This window comes from Arcticibacterium sp. SM2516 (assembly GCF_057914865.1).
Map to the genome: position 1 here is coordinate 5,143,427 of NZ_CP195290.1, position 18,228 is coordinate 5,161,654.

Sequence of the window (18,228 nt, forward strand, 5' to 3'; positions counted from 1 at the left end):
ACACCGACGCTCAGAATCCATTTATAATGGAGAATTTTTGAAGGTTATAAGTCCAACTAACGACCTATCGTTTTTTTGTAAAGATGTTGCTAGTATGCAATAAGGGCTTCTTAGATAAAGCGTGGATTTTAGCGGATGCGAATACCAAATGTAATGTTTAAAAAAAATGATAAATGACAGCTAAATTAGAATTAGAACAAAATATCATAAACATTACCACTACTATTCTTCAGAAATTTCCGGAGTTATTGAAGTACATTATGGAGATGCCAGAAAACAGATCAAAAGAAGTTGAAATTAACATCGAAAACCTTGAAAATCACTATCAGTTTTTACAAGAATTAGTAATGGAATATACGAAATCACATTAGGCTGCGACCTCTCCTCAGAATATCGAGAAACAGGAATTTCCAGGATCGGAGTTGGATGACGATCAGGAACGTATTGGGAGCAAAGATGAGGAAAATAATTATTACAGTAATGGCGGAGATAACCATAACGATTTAGAGGACGATAGAGGTTAATTAATGCCGATTTAAACTTAAGTAGGCTTTTGAAAAAGTATCACATCTTCTAAGTAAATTTGAAGCAGACATTAAATAAAAAAAACAAATGAATCTTAAAAGAATCTTCGGAGCATTGCTTACAGTTTTGGGAATCGCTGGGCTTATCTATGCCTCAATTTTGTTTGTAAATTCCTCTTCGTCCAGCGTAAATGCTATAAAAGGACCAATCATTTATGGCGTAATTGGCTTTCTGTTTTTCCTGTCAGGTATCAGTTTGATTCGTACAACAAAGGATGAGGCGTAGACGTAAATGAATATGGTAATGGAAGTTTATTAGTTGGTATCAGAGCGTAACGTTTAGATACTGGCGTTGGTTAATTCGCCATTTTTTAAATGGTCTGTAATCAAATCTTGAAAAAGACTTTATCGAGATATAAGTTTTAGGGCTTCACACGTCAAAAGATAAATAGTCTTATCCGCAATGTATACTAGGTTATTGTTGTTACAATTAAAACGCTTCCATTAAGATTATGTTTATCGGCATTCAATTACTTTATTTTCTTCTTAATTTTTCTTCTTTTAAAGCAACAGAAAATCCAGCTGTTGTAGCTATTGAGACATCAGAATCAATCTATGCGGATTGTCAGCTCACAGGCATTGTTAATTATGATGCATTTAAAGAAGCAATGCTTGGTTATGAAAAGTTTCATCCAACAAAATCAATCATAACGATAGTTGATTTTTCACTGCCTTCAAGCGTAGAAAGATTTTTTGTAATCAATATTGAAGAGAAAAAATTACTTTTTTCGTCGTTGGTTGCTCACGGTAAAAATTCAGGCGAAAATATGGCTCATTCGTTTTCTAACATTATGGAATCTCACCAAAGTAGCTTAGGGTTTTACATGGTGGGTAACGAAATACAGAGTCCAAAACACGGTTCAGCCCTATTACTCTTTGGCTTAGAAAAGGGCATTAACGATAATGCCCGTCGCCGAGAAATTATTATTCACGGGGCTACTTATGTTAGTAGCTCTTTTGTTCAACAACACGGACGCTGTGGTCGCAGTTTTGGCTGCCCAGCTTTGCCACAAGAACTTATTCCGCAGGTAGTACCTGTACTTGCCAATGGAAGCTTACTTTATATCCATAGTTAAAAAAAGACCGGTTCAATTAGGCATCCTTGCCTTTGTTATTTGTGCCCTCATTGCTACTTTTTTTATTGTCAAATCTGTTAAAAAGAAAAGGAAGGCAATTTTGGCTGACCAAAGTGTCTATTCAGATCAAAATTTTACTGATTTAAAAACGGATAGTTTGGAGATTGATTCATTCTTTAAGAATTTTTCTGCTAACGACTCCATTCAAAATGAAGTAAGGGCGTTTTATAACCGCAGAAACTATCAATTGGCATGGTTCAACGAAAAAGGGATGACCAATGCAGCTCCTAACTTTTTTAGCCAACTACTAAGTCATATTCAAGAGTTTGAAGATAAGGTATTGGTAAATGGTACTTTGGATAGCTTAATGATGCTTTCGCAAACTGACGAGAAACTATTCCTCTCACAAGAGAAAAATATTTATCAGTTAGAATTGATGCTTACGACCACATTTTTCAACTATGCCTATAAAACATTTAGTGGTACGATAGCGGACCCATTCGACCTCGAATGGTTTATTCCTAGCAAAAAGAAAAACTACCAAACTTTACTCGATTCACTGGTATCATTTACTAGAGGTGAGAAAGTGCAAGAGCCTGTCAATCAATATTATATTTTACTCAAAGCTAAGTTAATAAATTACCGAGAAATTCAGAAAAAGGGGGGCTTGCCAATGGTTGAAACTGACGCAAAATTATTGGCAATCGGCGACAGTAATGCTTGTATATCTAGTGCTAAAAAGCACTTGTTTTTGACGGGTGATTTAGCAGAAAATGAGAACTCAAATATTTTCACCGATTCATTGGAAACCGCCCTGAAACGATTTCAACATCGTATGGGTTTAGTGGAAAACGGAAAAATAAATGCTGCAACTTTAGTTGAGTTTAACGTACCCATAGAACAGCGAATAAAACAAATAATGGTCAATATGGAACGACTTCGATGGGTACCTGTTGAAATGGAAAATGAATATTTGCTAGTGAATATACCAGAATTTAGGCTACATATTTTTGAAAATCAAAAGCAAGTTTGGCAAATGAATGTGGTCGTTGGAAAGGACATACATAAAACAAATATTTTCAAGGGTAACATTTCTCGAATTGTATTAAACCCTTACTGGGGGGTGCCTACTAGCATTGTTCGGAATGAAATTTTGCCAAAGCTTAAGAAGAACGCTGGATATTTAGTTAGGAATAATATGGAGGTTTTATCAGGAAATACAGTGGTAGATGCAAACAATATTAATTGGAATAAATACAGTGGAAATGTTCCGTATAATTTTCGTCAAAAGCCTGGTGAGAACAATGCCTTAGGTAAAATCAAGTTTTTGTTTCCCAATAACTTTAGCATTTATTTACATGATACACCCTCTAAAAGTTTATTTAATGAGTCCAGCAGGGCTTTTAGCCATGGTTGTATTAGGGTTGCAGAGCCTCATAAGTTAGCCCTTTATTTGCTTAGAAATGAAACAGAATGGAGTGAATCAAAAGTTGATAATATACTCAAAACCAATATCGAAACGAGTATAAAAGTAAGCCCAACTGTGCCAGTTTATATTGCCTATTTTACTTCATGGGTTGATAACACCGGAGCATTGAATTTCAGAAAAGACATTTATGATTTGGACGAAAAATTGGCTGACGAAATTTTTGGAGAAACAGTAAAGCAATGATAGTCACGACAAATTCCGCCATAAAAAAAATAGTACTTATCTTTTTGGTTGTGGCGGGTTTATACTATGCGAAAACGTTCTTGATGCCACTCTTAATAGGAGGTATTTTAGCAACAGTGTTTTTGCCTTTTTGCAATTGGTTAGAAAAGAGAGGGTTTTCAAGAGGCGTTTCTTCTTTTTTTGCTTTTTTGCTACTTGTTTTAATTGTCGCCATTTTGGTTTCACTGCTTGGCTGGCAGATTTCGGGACTAATCAAGGACGTTGGTATTATCAAACACAAGGCCATTGAAGTCGGTACCAGTATACAACAATACATTTTCAGTAATTTAGGAATTTCTTTAGCAAAGCAGTCAAAAATGCTCGAAGGAGAGCAGCCTTCGCTGGCTAGTATCATGCAGTTGACAATCGGCTCTTTGAGCTCAATGATCTCCTTTTTTGTATTGATAATTACATATTTTTTGTTTCTGCTCTATTCACGAAAACACATCAAGCAATTTTTTATACGTCTGGTTTTGCCTTCACAACAAGCTGAAATGGCACAAATCCTTACGAGTGCCACCAATGTTTCACAGCAATATTTGCTCGGCCTTTCAAAAATGATAGTTTGTTTGTGGTTCATGTATGGCATTGGATTTAGTTTTCTGGGTATAAAAAATGCTATTTTCTTCGCAATTCTATGCGGATTATTAGAAATTATTCCCTACGTAGGTAACCTTACAGGCAGTGCACTTACACTTTTGGTAGCGGCTTTGCACGGAGCTAGCCCATCAACTTTGGGTGGAATCGTAATTATTTACGCTAGTGTGCAGTTATTTCAAGGTTGGGTTTTGGAGCCATTAATATTAGGACGTCAAGTGAAAATAAATCCTTTATTTACTATTATAGCTCTGGTTTTAGGTGAATTGGTTTGGGGTATTCCAGGTATTTTATTGGCAATTCCGCTCTTAGCAATTTTCAAAATCGTTGGCGACCACATTGAGCAACTAAAACCATATAGTTTTTTGGTAGGGGAGCTAGAATTCGAAGTGTCTGATACAAGTTTTGTTAAGAAGTTAAAACGTAAGTTTAGGAGTCTTTGGGAGAAATAATCAAGTAATCAATCCAATTCCTTTTGCATGTAATATAGCCTCGTCGGTATGTTTAAACAGGCATGTATGAATGGACTTTTCTTTTATTGAGTCTATTAAGTTTAAAGTCGAGCGTTCCTTTTTGAGGCTGATATTTCTAAAATAGATACATGCAATCTGTTTGGGATATTTGTTTGCTATGGACGAATAGATTTCTGGGTCACTTTGCGAATTATCGCCCAAAAGAACAAATCTCTGTTTTGGAAATGAATCTAATATTCGAGTTACCTGAAGCAGTTTTCTCTGGTGTTTACCAGTTCCTGTTTTGAACAATTGATACCATTTTTTGATTTTGTTTAATAGAAATGCCCCTTTGGGGAGTTCATTATGCTTGAAAAACGCATTCAAATCATCATATAAATTCCATTCACTGCTTGAAACATAAAAAAAAGGATTGGGGTTTTTGACTTCAGTGTGTGCCAATGAAAGCAATTGATAAAATTTCACGACATCGGCAAATGTTTTTCGGCTACGTGGATTCTTGGTAAACATCACACTAAGCTTTTTGCCAGTAGTAGCCGAATGTGATACAAGAACGGTGTCGTCAATGTCTGAAATGAAACCGTATTGGGTAGAATTTGGTACGAAAATTTTACCTTGTCCCGTTTCAATGATTTGGTTTTGAGGATTTAATAAATGCACTTTTATCAAATGCCAACCTGCAGCTACTTCTTTAGAGGATTGCCATTCAAATTTAAAAAAACCATCATTTTCAGTAAGGCTAAAAAAGTGTTCGTTTTGCCAGTCTAATTGTACTTTTACATAAGGAAGTGGCTTTACAAGAAACAACTTCACTAAATGGGAAATATTAGAAAATACATTATTAGAAAACTTACTTTTGCTAAGACCTTTTCCAGCTAAAATATGACCATAAACAATCAAATTATGGGTATGTCCATAGCCATGATAGACTTTTACTGTGGCTGTAAAATTTTCGTTTTCCCATTCCATTTAAGCAATTTACTAAACTCTGAGTGCTTATTAGAATTTATTATATGAATGAAAATCTGGTTCTCAAACTACTTTTTATTGTCAATCCTTTTTCAGGAAATAAGAACACCGACTGGTCATTGGAGATAAAGACATATTTTAAAAAGTCACCTCATTTTTATGCAATACATTACCTCACTAAAGACTGTACAGTAACGTCAATCAAAGAATTAATATACACTTTTTCGCCACAGCGAATCATTGCTGTAGGAGGAGATGGCACAATAAAATTAGTAGCAGAATGTCTGATATATTCAAACATACCATTGGGGATTATTCCCGCTGGTTCGGCCAATGGCATGGCAAGTGAATTAGGTATTTCAGAAAACCCAAAATTGAATTTAGATGTAATATTGCAAGGGATTACCCGTAAAATACACTTGACCAATATCAATAATCAAATATGTATTCACCTAAGTGATATTGGCCTAAATGCCTATGCCATGAAGAAATTCAATTTTCGTAATAAACGAGGTAAGTGGGGTTATTTTATGGTTAGTTTAAACGTTTTATTCCAAAACCCTAAGATGGAAGTTGTTATGGAAATTGATAAGAAGACCATTAAACTACATGCCGAAATGATAGTAATAGCCAATGCTACGCAATATGGTAGTGGTGCAATAATAAACCCAGTGGGGAAGTTAGATGATGCGTTGTTTGAAGTTATAGTGGTGAAAAAAGTTTCGATTCTAGAAGTACTAAAAATGGTTTTTACCCATAGAGCGTTTGATTCTTCAAAAACAGAGGTCTTCCAAACGCATGATTTATGGATACGGTCAGTCAAAAAAGTGCATTTCCAAGTCGATGGAGAATATATTGGAAAAGTAAATGAAATTAAAGCAATGTTAATTCCCGATGCCATAGAGGTGATCATTCCTGCGTAATAAATGCCCTTGTATCTTTCAAAAGAATGAACGGGTTTGTTGAAGAAGAAAGGTTTTAAAGACAATATGTCCTTGGATGATTTGGGTAGCATTTTCAAAAAACCAAAGCGTTGAATGGTACACGTGTATGTAATAAATAGCTGTTTTTATATCCGTTTGCTTGCTCCTTTCGTCCCAAAGGTCAGTGAAGAAGACAGGTTTTCTTTATTAAAATTAATAGGTATAAACCATTTTTACTCTCCTAATGGAGCATACTGAACAAATCATCTTGATGAGTCTTGCCTGAGTTGTCGTGACATGACGACATATTATGTCTTATTCTGTATGGATTTCGCGACAATGTAAAATTTGAATGAACTTCATTGTTTTCTCTGGCATAGTACTTCACATGGATGAAAATTTTGTTTCAAAGGGATTCTAAATGAAACACGGCCTTTCTAAGAAGGGTGGAGTTTTACGCAAGGTTGATCATTGCAATGCTCGCCAATAATTTGATGATAGCTATTCAATAGAAAAAGAAGACAATGCTAAGCCCTAATTATAAAGAAACCAGTCAATGGGTTTCATGCAGAGATGGGTTTTAATTAGATTTGGTGTACTCATCGAGACACCATTATTGAGTTTGCAAATGCGTTCTAGTTGATAATGCTTGATTTTGTAGTGGCTCCGGAGCGAATCGAACGCTCATCAAGGGTACCGGAAACCCTCATTCTATCCATTGAACTACGGAGCCATTTTATTTTAAATCCTTCACCGAGTAAACCGTATACCGAACGGGCGGTGAACCCTTTCTATCTCCCGATAGCTATCGGGAGAACTACGGTGCTATTATTTTTTTAATCCTTCACCAAGTATACCATAAACCGAATGGGTGGTGAACCCTTTCTATCTTCCGATAGCTATCGGGAGAACTACGGAGCTATCCTTATAATCTGCGTAAAGTTAAATGTTTTTAAAGTCCAAAAATAGCCTTTAATTCATTTGCTTCTGCGGGTTTCATTCTTCCCCCTAAAACCAGTCTTAATTGTCTTCTTCTTAAAGCCGCATCATAGGATTCCTTTTCTTCTTCAGTTTCTGGAATGGCCTCTGCTATTTCTATAGGTCTGCCAGATTGGTCTACGGCCACGAAAGTTAAAAAGGCGGTGTTGGTTTGAATTCTGGTGCCAGCAGGTATGTTTTCAGAGTACACTTTAACCATAACCTCCATAGAAGTATTAAATGCTCTAGTGACTTTCGCCTCTAAAGTAACCACGTCGCCTAAAGGTACTTTGCTTTCAAAAGATACATTATCAATAGAAGCTGTCACTACTATCCGGTTAGAATGCCTCTGAGCAGATATGGCACCTGCGATATCCACCATTCTCATAAGGTTCCCACCCATCAAATTACCTAAAGTATTGGTGTCGTTTGGCATGATCATTTGAGAATTGATAGCAAGGGATTCAGAGACTTTCTTGGGTTTTGGCATACGCTTGTTAATTTTCTGTCGCAAAGCTACCCGTTTTTAAAAGACCTGCTAAAGTTTATGGAGACAAAACGGGATTAATCCTGTGACTTTTTAAATTCTCTTAGTCTTAATAGCAAATAAGGGCAGAAATTAGATATTAATGGTTCGCTAAATCCTCATAAATAGTTGTTTTTGTCTCTTTATCCAATAAAATCAATTTCGTAGGTCATTTAACGAAATATGGTTGTCAACTTTTTTAAAACCCCTTTTAGATGACCGATATAGCCCTTCTTGAGTAATCAAGGGGGCTTTTGACTTTCCCTCAATCCCTTCATTTTATTTTGACCGTTTTGATTGCTTTTTAAAAGTGCTTTATAGTACTTTGCGGTTCAAAGTACTTTTAATAAATGAATAAACGATCTATTAGTCGTCCTACCAAAAGTCTCCTGATGTTATCGGGACTTTGCTCCATTTTATTTTTAATACGATTCTTTCATACTTCTGAAATGCTGGGTTTTGGACTAATTTGGAATTTATTTTTAGCATGGGTGCCATTGTTTTTTGCCCTTGTGGCTAGAAGATATGTGAGAAATAAAAACCACATTTTGGCACATATATGTATTGGTTTTTGGCTTTTATTTTTTCCAAACGCTCCATATATAATTACGGATTTTGTCCATTTGAGTCACCTTACGGCATCTTTATGGTGGTTTGATTCCTTAGGGATTTTTATAACGGCCATGACTGGTCTCATTCTCGGAATATATTCCTTGAGCATTGTTCATCATCTTTTTGAGAAGTACTGGGGTGTGGCTGTAGCTTGGTTAATGGTATTTGGAAGTATTTTCTTGAGTGGCTTTGGCATCTATTTAGGAAGGTTTTCTAGGTTTAATTCTTGGGATTTATTCACGAACCCTGTTTTTCTTTTACAAAGCTCTATACAAGAGGCTTATAATCCGTTGGCGATCAAACTAACTTTGGTTTTTACCTTGGTTTTGTTTGTCTTATATGTTTCTTTTAGAATTTTAAATGTCAAGACAGATGAATATCATTAAAATGATAAAAAGCTTTGGCTATGCCCAAAAAGGGTTTAGCCATTTAATTCGCAGTGAAAATAATTTTCAGTTTCACTTTCTTGCAGCAGTTTTGGTGGTTGTTTGTGGATTCTGGCTTCAAGTGTCTCGGCTAGAGTGGGTTATTTTGGTTATTCAAATTGGTCTGGTTTTCTCTGCAGAAGCTTTTAATACAGCTCTAGAAATCCTTTGCGATGTGGTTTCGCCAGAATGGCATGAGAAAATTGGCAAAGTAAAAGATATAGCTGCAGCTGGAGTTTTAATCATTGCCGTCTTGGCCATTTTGGTGGCCATTTTGATTTTAGGAAATAGATTGATAACCCTTTATTTTTAACATCATGCAAGAACATTTAAATGACCTTAAAGAAATAAGAAGCCTGATGGAGAAGTCTTCCAAGTTTATTTCTCTCAGCGGACTTTCAGGAGTTTTTGCCGGTGTAGTGGCTCTGCTTTCTGCAGGTATTTTATACTTTAAAAAGGTGAGTTCCACAGGGTCTTATAAACTAAATGGTTTTTACATTGACAGAAACTCGGATTCTGGTTATTTGGAGTTTTTGTTTTTTTTAGCTCTTGTAACGCTGGTTTTGGCCATATCTGGTGGACTGTTTTGGACATGGCGAAAAACGAGTAAGTCTAGTCAAAAGCTATGGAATCCTTTGTCTCGCAAACTTGCCTTAAGTTTGGCTCTTCCGCTATTAGTTGGAGGTATTTTCGCAGTAGCCTTAGTGATGAATGGTTTGGTGAGATTGGTGCCTGGCACTACACTTATTTTTTATGGTCTTGCTCTTATAAATACTTCTCAGCATACCTATAGAGACGTCTATTACCTTGGTTTATTTGAAATTACCTTAGGGCTAATGGCCTTATTTGTTTCTGGTTATTCGTTGCTTTTTTGGGCTATTGGTTTCGGAGTGCTGCATATTGTCTACGGTATTAGTATGTATTATAAATACGATAGGACGACTTTTTAATATGAATTTAGACAAATTCAATAAAGCTTTTGAGAATAAGGCCAGGCTCGGTATAATGTCGGTGCTGATGGTTAATGACGCCATCAATTTTAATGGTCTCAAAGAAATATTGGAGATGACCGACGGAAACTTGGCAACCCACCTTAAAGCTCTTGAAAAAGTCAAGTTTATTACCGTTACCAAAGAGTTTGTGAATAGAAAACCAAACACCACATATAGTGCTACCAAAAGTGGGAAAACGGCTTTTGAAGAACATTTAGCGGTGCTAGAAGCCTTCATAAAAAGGAATACTTAATTTTTTTTGTACATATACTTTGAAATACAAAGTACTTTTTAATATGAAAATGAAAAGAAAAACAACCAAAGAATGGGTGGAATATTTCCAAGATAATGCTACCCATAAAAGAATTGATTGGCGAATTGAGGCCAAAGTGACGGGAGAAGAAAGAGACCTAATTATCAAATCGCTTAAAGCTTGGCAATTGGGCGAAACTTCAGATGGGCACAACCTCATTAATGCCACTAAAATCTATGCGGATAGGATTCAAGATTATGATTACCTCTATGCCATCAAGCTCTTTATTAAAGAAGAACAGAAGCATGGAAATAATTTAGGAAGATATCTAGATCTGATTGGCGAAAGCCGCATAACTTTCAACTGGGGTGATCATTTTTTCAGAAAAGTGAGAGGGTTCAATACCAATTTGGAAATCTGGACGATTACCGTGCTCATTGTAGAAACATATGCCCAGCTATATTATGAGGCAGTTCGTAAGTCTATTCACTGTCCGCTTTTAAAAACTATTTGTAAGGATATTTTAATTGATGAGGCAGCTCATATCAAGTTTCAAACAGAACGTTTAGCCACCTATCTAGACCAAAATGCGGTTTGGAAGAAATGGACTAGAAGGCTTATCTATCATATCTTCTTTTATGCTATTAGTATGGCTGTTTGGATTGGTCATCATAAAGTTTTTGGTAAAGCTGGCTATACTTTTAAGACTTACCTAAGTAAGGCCAAATACAAGTTTAATGAAATTACTCATGCTCTTTTCAATGCTCCTGAGTCACAAATAAGTCACCTGGCTAAGCCTATCCTCGCTACCTCAAACATATAAATTTAAAATGATAATATTTCGCTTAAACTATTTCCTGCTCTTTATCACCATTTTTTTGATAGAGGTGTTTATTGCCCTTTATGTCCATGACAGTTTTATTCGACCATTTTTCGGAGATTTTTTGGCGTCCATTTTAGTTTATTTGGGTCTGAAGAGCATACTAAAAATGTCTGTTAAATTTGCCACGGTTTTCAGTTTGTTATTGTCCTATTTGGTAGAAGTACTTCAATATTTCAATTTCTTGGAATGGTCCGGTTTACATAGTCATAAGTTTTTCAGAATTGTCTTAGGAACATCTTTCTCTTGGGAAGATATCTTGGCTTATTCTTTAGGTATTGTTTTCGTGTTGCTCATAGAAAACTATTCAAACCTAAATCCGTCAAAATGAATTTCGTAGCTAAAGATTCTATAGTAAGAGAGATTTGGGGAAGTTCAGATACGCTCCTTTTTGTTTTTGCTGGTACGGCGGCTGAGTTTTCTCTCAATAAATCTGTTGATTGGCTCTATTTTACTGGAAAACTCCCGAAAGACCCCATTGGAAGATTATTTTCAACGGTCAGTTATGCCCAAGATATTCTTTTCTCAGACGAAGAAAATGCTCTGAAAACCATCGATAAGATGGTTGAAATTCACGGGCACGTGGAAAATGCTAGAGGTATGAAAATTCCTGACTGGGCTTTTAGAGATGTTTTGTACATGCTTATTTATTATTCTATTGCAGCTTTTGAGCTACTGCATCGAGCATTAAGCCTTCAAGAGAAACAAGAGGTTTTTGACGTTTTCTATAGACTTGGCCAAAGGATGAAATTAAAGACTTTGCCCAAAACATATTCCGATTGGCTCATAAGCAGAAAAGAGCATCTTGAAGGAAACTTGGTCAAAAGTGATTTGAGTATAGACCTATACGGTCAATATAGAAGGAGTTTAGGCCTAGTGAGGTATACGTTACTTTTAGAGACGCAAAAGGCCCTTGTTCCAGATATAATTTATAGGATGCTAGGCTTTAAAGCCATAAAGATGATTCATCCGGCACTTATTTTTTATAAAATTTTCAGATACTTTCGATGGGAAAGATATCTCAAATTAATTCTTCTGCCTTCCGCATATAAAGAGCGGATTCTAGCATTGGACCATATTGAGAACGTTCGAGATGATGATAAATAAGTCACTGTCACGTCAATAGGTTTTTAAAAAGAAAATTTTGTCTATTATTTAAATCAATTAAAACAGATTCAAATAATAGAATTTCAAAACTAATTACCATCTATTTTATACCTTTACCCGCAGAATCAAAAAACTACTTTACCCATGACCGATAGGTACATGCAAAGAGGCGTTTCGGCTTCAAAAGAAGACGTACACAAAGCCATTGAGAAATTAGACAAAGGCTTATTTCCAAAAGCATTTTGCAAAATATCGCCTGATACTTTAGGGGGCGACCCTGAATATTGCAATATCATGCATGCGGATGGGGCCGGAACCAAGACTTCTTTGGCTTATCTGTATTGGAAAGAAACCGGTGATTTGAGTGTATGGAAGGGTATTGCACAGGATAGTATCATCATGAATACCGATGATTTACTATGTATTGGAGCTACCGGACCTATCCTGATGTCGTCTTCCATTGACAGAAATAAAGGCAAAATCCCAGGTGAAGTTATCTCTGAACTCATTAATGGTGGCGAGGAAGTATTAGAAATGCTACGTGATAATGGCGTGGAAATATACAGCACAGGTGGAGAAACAGCGGATGTAGGAGATTTGGTGAGAACCATTACGGTGAACACCACAGTAATAGGAAGAATGAAACGTTCTGATGTTATTTCTAACGATAATATCAAAGCTGGAGATGTGATAGTGGGCTTAGCTTCTAATGGTCAGGCTACTTACGAAACCGAATATAACGGCGGTATGGGAAGCAATGGGCTTACTTCTGCTAGGCATGATGTTTTAGAGAATATTTATGCAGAGAGGTATAAAGAAAGTTTTGACCCTAGTATCCATAGTTCTTTAGTTTACTCAGGAAGTAAACAACTTACAGATAAAATTACGGTAGAAACTGGAGAGCAAATCTCTGTGGGGAAACTGATTCTTTCACCTACCAGAACGTATGCTCCAGTGGCTAAAAAGTTGTTGGAAGAATTGAAAGGTAAAATTAACGGAATGGTACATTGCTCTGGTGGAGCACAGACCAAAATCCTTCATTTTATAGATAATCTTCATATCATCAAAGACAATATGCTTCCTGTTCCACCACTTTTTGAATTGATTCAAAAAGAAAGTGCTACCAGCTGGCAAGAGATGTATAAGGTGTTCAATATGGGTCACCGTTTGGAAGTTTACTTGCCTAAAGAACATGCTCAGAAGGTGATAGATATTTCAAAATCTTTCAATATTCACGCACAGATAGTGGGTAGAGTAGAGGCGTCGGAAACGAAGAAATTGACCATTTCAAGTCAGTTTGGCGAATTTGAATATGCTTAGTTCAGGGGAGTTCTTGCTGTTTTGTAATAGCCTTTAAAGTTTAAAGTATTTATTTGAGGTATCCTGCTTCTGTTAAGTATTAAGGCATGACTCATTTATCTTAATGACTCTTTTTTAGCGATGTTATTTGTTGGTTTGCTTTTCCGAACCGGTAATGTTTTTATAAAGGAGAAGGAATTTAAATGATATATCTGTATGAGTAAGAAGGTGTTCATGGGTTTTCAAATATGCATTCATGTTTTATTTACTTAACACAAATCGTTATTTGCATTGAACACTTTTCAGGAAAGTATTCATAGTCTTTTATCCGTTTACTACTTATGTGTAGTGTCCTATGTTTCCTAATATTTATTTAATTGTAAATAAGATTTACTGATTAAATATAACTTTCTGAGATGCATTGGAAGACATGTTTTTCAAAATGTAGATACCTTGAGAGGGTTTTGGGATATAAATTTCATAATTAAATGGGTCAGCTACGAACATTTTAAACTTGACAGCCTTCCCATTTAAATCAAAAAGTTTTAACACTGGGGTTTTGTCTCTTTCAGAACGTACTAAGCGTATATTAAAAGTATTGCCATTTACAGGATTTGGATATACTTCAAGACCAGAGCCATCATCCAAACCTGGTATAGCAATCCAATAGCTACAATCACTAAACTCGGAGGCATAAAATTTTTCATTCTCGATAGACCGTATATTCAAAGTTACGGCATTATTAATGAACTCGTTAATAATTAGAGTTCCGTCTTTATAGGTGGCATCACCACCCTCAATGCTTGCTTCTAGTTGATTATGATAAGGATTATGAACTTCAATTTGTTTGTTCAAAGGAAGGTCACTCGGTAAATTCCAAAAAATCGGATGGTCACAGTTTCTAATATAAAAATTGGAGCTTGACTTATTAACAGTAATTGTTACTTCTTGGGAGGGGCTACGGTTTTCCGTAGTGTTTCCTATTACTTTAATACTTCCGGCAGTGTTAAAAAATACCGTGTCGTTTGAAATATAACCAGGCCCTTCAATCTTGAAATTTGGAGGTGTTGAACTATTTGTTTCATATTCCAGGACATGAAATTTTGATAAATATTCATAACGTTGCACAGGTTGGAATAAGTCTAGATAGATTAAGCCATCCTTTAGTTTACGGACGCCAGATTTATCCAAGGCATAGAAATTTGTGTCTATTTGAATAAAGTCATATGTATCATGTCTTATTTGTACCTGATTATCCGTGGATTTCCAAGGTTGACCGAAAAATGAAAGTCCATTATCCATTTGTTTCATACTTCTGAATTTAATACCAGTATGTAACTTTGTTGTTTCTGCTTTACCAATTTCAAAATAGTTGAAATAAGAACCACCCTCGCCATAATTTGAAACTTCAAGTATGAAGTTTTCTGAAGTATTTTTAGGCATAACTTTAAAAAGAAGAGGGCCATAAGGAGGTAGCTCAAGCTTAAGAAATAGTTCTCTTGTAGAAATAGGTTTCAGGGCACAGTCTAAAAATAGGGCTTTTGTACTTTTTAACTGCTCTCCAGTTACCACCAAACAAATTGTTTTTTTGGTGAAAGCAATCGAAACTCTCTCAGTGTTAGCGTCTAAACGGAATTCATTTTTCAATGTTCCATTAAATAGATGCTTACTAAGAATAGCATTGTTTAAAGTGTCATGATAGTAAAGCTCTGTGGTGTATGGATTTATGCCGAGTATTGGTAAAGAATCGAGCTTAGGATTGTAGGAAAGAAAAGTGAGTGATTTTACATTGAAAGGCGTTAAAGAGTGCCCACTTTTAAAAATCAAATTGTCGTTTATTAGACCTAGGTAATTGACATGATCTTGATTTTCATTTATTAAGAAATCGTGGAAATACAGTTCTTCTTTATCTATTGAATAAATACCAAAAGCCTGAAATTGACCAAGACTAAATCCAATGGCAGTGGGTGAATTCTTGAATGTTTTGTCAAGATTATTATACCCAACGAAAAAAGAAGAATCGTTGAGTTTATAAATACGCTCTGAAAAATAACCTTGTTTATTAGGAATAAGATAACTGCTATCCACTCCAAAAGACTGACTATAAGCGGAATTTTGGCTACCAATAATTAGAATAAATAATATACTAAGAAATACTTTCATCCTGCTGCTTCCTGAAAAACCAAATAAGCCCGCCAGTCAATGCTAAAGAAGCGATCACTGCAGGAATTGGGAAAGTTTCTAATTCTTCTAAATCGGTGCTGATGACGCCTGTGTGCGAAAGGTAAAACATCACCACCGCAAAACCATTATTGAAAATATGAGCGACTATGGGTACCCAAATGTTTCCTGTCCAGAAATAGAAGTAACCAAATAGGGCACCAAGCATTAATCGTGGTAAAAAGCCATAAAACTGCATGTGAATAGCAGAAAAAATAAATGCCGCCACCCAAATAGCTAAATGCGGATTATTTAACCCTTTATATAGTTTACGCTGAATTAATCCTCTAAAAATAAGTTCTTCACCCACGCCGGCTACCACCGCAATGACAATAAGACCTACCAACATTTTAATGAAGCTGTCGAAAGTGGTCAGGTACTTTGTGACTTCTGCTAAAGAGTCCTCCATGTTTTTAAAGAATGCTTCCAATCCTGCCAAACTCTCAGGAAATTTCATGCCTTCATTGACTTCTTGTAGCCATCCATTAAAAGGTAAAAAGCATAGCTGAATTAAAATGACCAAAACGAAGATTCCGGGTTTTGGCAAACTTTGGAAACTGAGTTCAGAAAGTAGTTTTTTCTCTACCACTCTCCAGTAAAATACACCTGCAGCCACAAAGGTTATCAATGCCGCAACACCTTGCCCAAGCATAAGAGCCCACCACCCTGAATCAGAGGACATGAGTGCTCCATTAATATTACTCAAATCATCCATGCCAATCCCACCTACCACAATCATCACAACGGCTGCGGCAATATTGCCAACAACCATAGCTAAAAGCACTACTCCAATGATGATTAGAATGCTAGAAAGAGCTGGTTTGTCGGACTTTAATTTCTCAAGGATGGAATTGTATCGCATGTTTTCAGGTTATTTTGGTGTAAATTTGCGGCTTAATACACAAAATACCTAAACTGTTTGGTCAAAATAGGCAACATAGAACTCGGTGAATTTCCATTGCTACTGGCTCCCATGGAAGATGTAAGCGACCCACCTTTCAGACAAGTCTGTAAGGAAAATGGGGCGGATATGATGTACACGGAGTTTATTTCTTCAGAAGGTCTTATTAGAGACGCTTACAAAAGCCGTCAAAAGCTAGATATTTTTCCCTATGAAAGACCGATTGGTGTTCAGCTTTTTGGCTCTGATGTGGAGACCATGGCAGAGTGTACCAGAATTGCTGCGGCGGTAAATCCAGATTTAATTGATATCAATTACGGTTGCCCTGTTAAAAAGGTAGCATGTAAAGGAGCGGGTGCGGCACTGCTGCAAGACATCCCGATGATGGTCAAAATGACAGAAGCCGTAGTGAACGCTACGGACTTGCCCGTAACGGTCAAAACGAGATTAGGCTGGAATGATGAAACAAAGAACATTGAAGAGGTTGCAGAAAGACTTCAAGATGTAGGAATTAAGGCTTTGACCATTCATGGGCGTACAAGAGCTCAAATGTATAAAGGTGAAGCCGATTGGCGATTGATTGCCAAAATCAAGGAGAACCCAAGAATTAACATTCCTATTTTCGGAAACGGAGACATTGATTCGCCAGAAAAAGCTTTAGAGTATAAAAATAGATATGGTATTGATGGTATCATGATTGGCCGTGCGGCCATAGGGTATCCATGGATATTTAATGAGATAAAACATTACTTCGCTACGGGTGAAAATTTACCTGCACCGAGCATGAAGCAAAGAGTAGATGCCTGCAGACAGCATTTGAAGTTCTCTATAGAATGGAAAAATGAGCGTTTGGGGATCTTAGAAATGAGACGTCATTATTCCAATTATTTCAAAGGCTTACCTCATTTTAAAGAACACCGAATGAAGCTAGTTCAAAGCCTGGAACCAGAGGAATTGTTTTCAATTTTGGATGATGTCTTAACAGAATTTGATGGATACTTCTTGGAAACCAAAGCCAAGAAAGTGGATTACGCAGGTGTGGACTAATCTAAAATGTTTTTTCTTACGTAGCTTTATTTGTGAATAAACTATTCCTTACATTTTTCGTTTTTTTCTCCTTACATGGCTTCTCCCAAACCAGAGAGTATGCTGTAAAAGTAGTAGGCATTAGGGTGGGGACTATATATGCCACTCAAAAAAAAGTGGCAGACCAATTTACCTATGAACTTTCCAGTAAAGTGGATGTCAACTTCCTCGTGTATAAATTAAAAGTGGATTATCACGTTCTTTCGGTTTTGTTAGACGGGGAACTACAGAGCTCTGTGGTAAAAGTGGCTTCTAATAAAGGCAATTTTTTAACAGATACTCAAAAGGCCAACGAGGGTTATCATGTGAAATCTATTCAGCACGAGAAAAAGGTCAATAAGAAAATAGCCAAAGAAATTTCAAGCACTTTTGCAAGTATATATTTTAATGAACCCAAAAATGGAGATAGAGTTTATGCAGAATATTATGCCGACTTTATAAATATCACCAGACCCTCCAAGGATTACTATCAAGGCGTACTACAAGATAATATCGACCAGTATTATTACGAAAACGGTGAGTTGATGAAGATTGTGAAGAAGAACAAGATCACGGATATGGTGATTGAATATCAAAGTCCGTCAAATAAAATTACGAAGTAAAGGCTTCTAAATAT

The 18,228-nt window shown here is 36.2% G+C and carries 20 protein-coding genes and 1 tRNA gene; 16 read left to right on the top strand and 5 right to left on the bottom strand.

Annotated elements, in window-relative coordinates:
- The first annotated feature begins 173 nt into the window (after positions 1–173).
- The 5 genes from ACSBFT_RS21090 to ACSBFT_RS21110 all read left to right on the top strand — a co-directional run bounded on the left by ACSBFT_RS21090 (position 174) and on the right by ACSBFT_RS21110 (position 4,420).
- Positions 174–371 carry a hypothetical protein gene (locus ACSBFT_RS21090; RefSeq protein ID WP_489602327.1) on the top strand — a complete coding sequence of 66 codons (198 nt, stop codon included), beginning with the start codon at positions 174–176 and terminating at the stop codon, positions 369–371.
- 241 nt (positions 372–612) lie between these two features.
- On the top strand, positions 613–810 hold the full coding sequence (locus ACSBFT_RS21095) for a hypothetical protein (protein WP_463044459.1): 198 nt from the start codon (positions 613–615) through the stop codon (positions 808–810).
- 226 nt (positions 811–1,036) lie between these two features.
- Entirely contained in the window at positions 1,037–1,660 is a 624-nt protein-coding gene (locus ACSBFT_RS21100; protein WP_463044460.1) for a murein L,D-transpeptidase catalytic domain family protein, read from the top strand.
- Positions 1,632–3,332 (top strand): L,D-transpeptidase family protein, encoded by a 1,701-nt coding sequence (locus tag ACSBFT_RS21105; protein ID WP_489602328.1) that lies wholly within the window; start codon positions 1,632–1,634, stop codon positions 3,330–3,332. Before ACSBFT_RS21100 ends, ACSBFT_RS21105 begins: the two co-directional genes overlap by 29 nt.
- Positions 3,329–4,420, top strand: a complete 1,092-nt coding sequence (locus ACSBFT_RS21110; protein ID WP_489602329.1) for an AI-2E family transporter — start codon at positions 3,329–3,331, stop codon at positions 4,418–4,420. The genes ACSBFT_RS21105 and ACSBFT_RS21110 overlap by 4 nt, the downstream gene beginning before the upstream one ends.
- Here ACSBFT_RS21110 and ACSBFT_RS21115 read toward each other — a convergent pair whose 3' ends face one another.
- Entirely contained in the window at positions 4,421–5,410 is a 990-nt protein-coding gene (locus tag ACSBFT_RS21115) for an App1 family protein phosphatidate phosphatase (RefSeq protein WP_489602330.1), read from the bottom strand.
- A gap of 44 nt (positions 5,411–5,454) precedes the next feature.
- Between ACSBFT_RS21115 and ACSBFT_RS21120 the strand changes: the two genes are divergently transcribed.
- The gene (locus ACSBFT_RS21120; protein ID WP_463044464.1) at positions 5,455–6,333 is read left to right on the top strand and encodes a diacylglycerol/lipid kinase family protein; all 879 of its coding nucleotides are present in this window, start codon (positions 5,455–5,457) and stop codon (positions 6,331–6,333) included.
- 661 nt (positions 6,334–6,994) lie between these two features.
- Here the strand turns inward: ACSBFT_RS21120 and ACSBFT_RS21125 are convergent.
- Positions 6,995–7,066: transfer RNA gene (locus ACSBFT_RS21125), tRNA-Arg, on the bottom strand.
- Between the two features lie 219 nt (positions 7,067–7,285).
- Complete coding sequence (locus ACSBFT_RS21130) at positions 7,286–7,801, bottom strand: acyl-CoA thioesterase (RefSeq protein ID WP_463048329.1); 516 nt, start codon at positions 7,799–7,801, stop codon at positions 7,286–7,288.
- A gap of 386 nt (positions 7,802–8,187) precedes the next feature.
- Here ACSBFT_RS21130 and ACSBFT_RS21135 point away from each other — a divergent pair, with 386 nt between their 5' ends.
- From ACSBFT_RS21135 to ACSBFT_RS21170, 8 genes are all read left to right on the top strand, one after another.
- On the top strand, positions 8,188–8,835 hold the full coding sequence (locus ACSBFT_RS21135; RefSeq protein WP_463048328.1) for a DUF1361 domain-containing protein: 648 nt from the start codon (positions 8,188–8,190) through the stop codon (positions 8,833–8,835).
- Positions 8,822–9,187, top strand: coding sequence for a diacylglycerol kinase family protein (locus ACSBFT_RS21140; RefSeq protein ID WP_463048327.1), 366 nt, complete (start codon positions 8,822–8,824; stop codon positions 9,185–9,187). The genes ACSBFT_RS21135 and ACSBFT_RS21140 overlap by 14 nt, the downstream gene beginning before the upstream one ends.
- 4 nt (positions 9,188–9,191) lie before the next feature.
- Positions 9,192–9,824 carry a hypothetical protein gene (locus ACSBFT_RS21145; RefSeq protein WP_489602331.1) on the top strand — a complete coding sequence of 211 codons (633 nt, stop codon included), beginning with the start codon at positions 9,192–9,194 and terminating at the stop codon, positions 9,822–9,824.
- Between the two features lies 1 nt (position 9,825).
- Positions 9,826–10,119, top strand: a complete 294-nt coding sequence (locus ACSBFT_RS21150; protein ID WP_463048325.1) for a winged helix-turn-helix domain-containing protein — start codon at positions 9,826–9,828, stop codon at positions 10,117–10,119.
- 49 nt (positions 10,120–10,168) lie between these two features.
- Positions 10,169–10,942 (top strand): ferritin-like domain-containing protein, encoded by a 774-nt coding sequence (locus tag ACSBFT_RS21155; protein ID WP_489602332.1) that lies wholly within the window; start codon positions 10,169–10,171, stop codon positions 10,940–10,942.
- Positions 10,943–10,949: 7 nt separating this feature from the next.
- The gene (locus ACSBFT_RS21160; protein WP_489602333.1) at positions 10,950–11,330 is read left to right on the top strand and encodes a ribosomal maturation YjgA family protein; all 381 of its coding nucleotides are present in this window, start codon (positions 10,950–10,952) and stop codon (positions 11,328–11,330) included.
- Positions 11,327–12,106: an oxygenase MpaB family protein gene (locus ACSBFT_RS21165; protein ID WP_489602334.1), complete on the top strand. Its 780-nt coding sequence runs from the start codon at positions 11,327–11,329 to the stop codon at positions 12,104–12,106. The genes ACSBFT_RS21160 and ACSBFT_RS21165 overlap by 4 nt, the downstream gene beginning before the upstream one ends.
- A gap of 144 nt (positions 12,107–12,250) precedes the next feature.
- A complete protein-coding gene (locus ACSBFT_RS21170; protein WP_463048321.1) occupies positions 12,251–13,426 on the top strand; it encodes an AIR synthase-related protein in 1,176 nt (391 codons plus the stop codon).
- A gap of 369 nt (positions 13,427–13,795) precedes the next feature.
- Here ACSBFT_RS21170 and ACSBFT_RS21175 read toward each other — a convergent pair whose 3' ends face one another.
- Together ACSBFT_RS21175 and ACSBFT_RS21180 are read right to left on the bottom strand one after the other, a co-directional pair.
- On the bottom strand, positions 13,796–15,568 hold the full coding sequence (locus tag ACSBFT_RS21175) for a T9SS type A sorting domain-containing protein (protein WP_489602335.1): 1,773 nt from the start codon (positions 15,566–15,568) through the stop codon (positions 13,796–13,798).
- Positions 15,552–16,487 carry a CPBP family intramembrane glutamic endopeptidase gene (locus tag ACSBFT_RS21180; protein ID WP_489602336.1) on the bottom strand — a complete coding sequence of 312 codons (936 nt, stop codon included), beginning with the start codon at positions 16,485–16,487 and terminating at the stop codon, positions 15,552–15,554. The genes ACSBFT_RS21175 and ACSBFT_RS21180 overlap by 17 nt, the downstream gene beginning before the upstream one ends.
- A 57-nt stretch (positions 16,488–16,544) precedes the next feature.
- Here ACSBFT_RS21180 and dusB point away from each other — a divergent pair, with 57 nt between their 5' ends.
- Both dusB and ACSBFT_RS21190 read left to right on the top strand, forming a co-directional pair.
- A complete protein-coding gene (gene dusB / locus ACSBFT_RS21185; protein ID WP_489602337.1) occupies positions 16,545–17,573 on the top strand; it encodes a tRNA dihydrouridine synthase DusB in 1,029 nt (342 codons plus the stop codon).
- Positions 17,574–17,605: 32 nt separating this feature from the next.
- Entirely contained in the window at positions 17,606–18,214 is a 609-nt protein-coding gene (locus ACSBFT_RS21190; RefSeq protein WP_463048315.1) for a DUF6134 family protein, read from the top strand.
- Positions 18,215–18,228: the final 14 nt, after the last annotated feature.

Excerpts from the sequence above, each read along its gene's own strand:
- ACSBFT_RS21135 (WP_463048328.1), top strand. The coding sequence starts at position 8,188 with ATGAATAAACGATCTATTAGTCGTCCTACCAAAAGTCTCCTGATGTTA.
- ACSBFT_RS21120 (WP_463044464.1), top strand. The coding sequence starts at position 5,455 with ATGAATGAAAATCTGGTTCTCAAACTACTTTTTATTGTCAATCCTTTT.
- ACSBFT_RS21140 (WP_463048327.1), top strand. The coding sequence starts at position 8,822 with ATGAATATCATTAAAATGATAAAAAGCTTTGGCTATGCCCAAAAAGGG.
- ACSBFT_RS21095 (WP_463044459.1), top strand. The coding sequence starts at position 613 with ATGAATCTTAAAAGAATCTTCGGAGCATTGCTTACAGTTTTGGGAATC.
- ACSBFT_RS21150 (WP_463048325.1), top strand. The coding sequence starts at position 9,826 with ATGAATTTAGACAAATTCAATAAAGCTTTTGAGAATAAGGCCAGGCTC.
- ACSBFT_RS21180 (WP_489602336.1), bottom strand. The coding sequence starts at position 16,487 with ATGCGATACAATTCCATCCTTGAGAAATTAAAGTCCGACAAACCAGCT.
- ACSBFT_RS21175 (WP_489602335.1), bottom strand. The coding sequence starts at position 15,568 with ATGAAAGTATTTCTTAGTATATTATTTATTCTAATTATTGGTAGCCAA.
- ACSBFT_RS21155 (WP_489602332.1), top strand. The coding sequence starts at position 10,169 with ATGAAAAGAAAAACAACCAAAGAATGGGTGGAATATTTCCAAGATAAT.
- ACSBFT_RS21090 (WP_489602327.1), top strand. The coding sequence starts at position 174 with ATGACAGCTAAATTAGAATTAGAACAAAATATCATAAACATTACCACT.
- ACSBFT_RS21160 (WP_489602333.1), top strand. The coding sequence starts at position 10,950 with ATGATAATATTTCGCTTAAACTATTTCCTGCTCTTTATCACCATTTTT.
- ACSBFT_RS21165 (WP_489602334.1), top strand. The coding sequence starts at position 11,327 with ATGAATTTCGTAGCTAAAGATTCTATAGTAAGAGAGATTTGGGGAAGT.
- ACSBFT_RS21105 (WP_489602328.1), top strand. The coding sequence starts at position 1,632 with ATGGAAGCTTACTTTATATCCATAGTTAAAAAAAGACCGGTTCAATTA.
- ACSBFT_RS21115 (WP_489602330.1), bottom strand. The coding sequence starts at position 5,410 with ATGGAATGGGAAAACGAAAATTTTACAGCCACAGTAAAAGTCTATCAT.
- ACSBFT_RS21145 (WP_489602331.1), top strand. The coding sequence starts at position 9,192 with ATGCAAGAACATTTAAATGACCTTAAAGAAATAAGAAGCCTGATGGAG.
- ACSBFT_RS21110 (WP_489602329.1), top strand. The coding sequence starts at position 3,329 with ATGATAGTCACGACAAATTCCGCCATAAAAAAAATAGTACTTATCTTT.
- ACSBFT_RS21170 (WP_463048321.1), top strand. The coding sequence starts at position 12,251 with ATGACCGATAGGTACATGCAAAGAGGCGTTTCGGCTTCAAAAGAAGAC.
- ACSBFT_RS21130 (WP_463048329.1), bottom strand. The coding sequence starts at position 7,801 with ATGCCAAAACCCAAGAAAGTCTCTGAATCCCTTGCTATCAATTCTCAA.
- ACSBFT_RS21100 (WP_463044460.1), top strand. The coding sequence starts at position 1,037 with ATGTTTATCGGCATTCAATTACTTTATTTTCTTCTTAATTTTTCTTCT.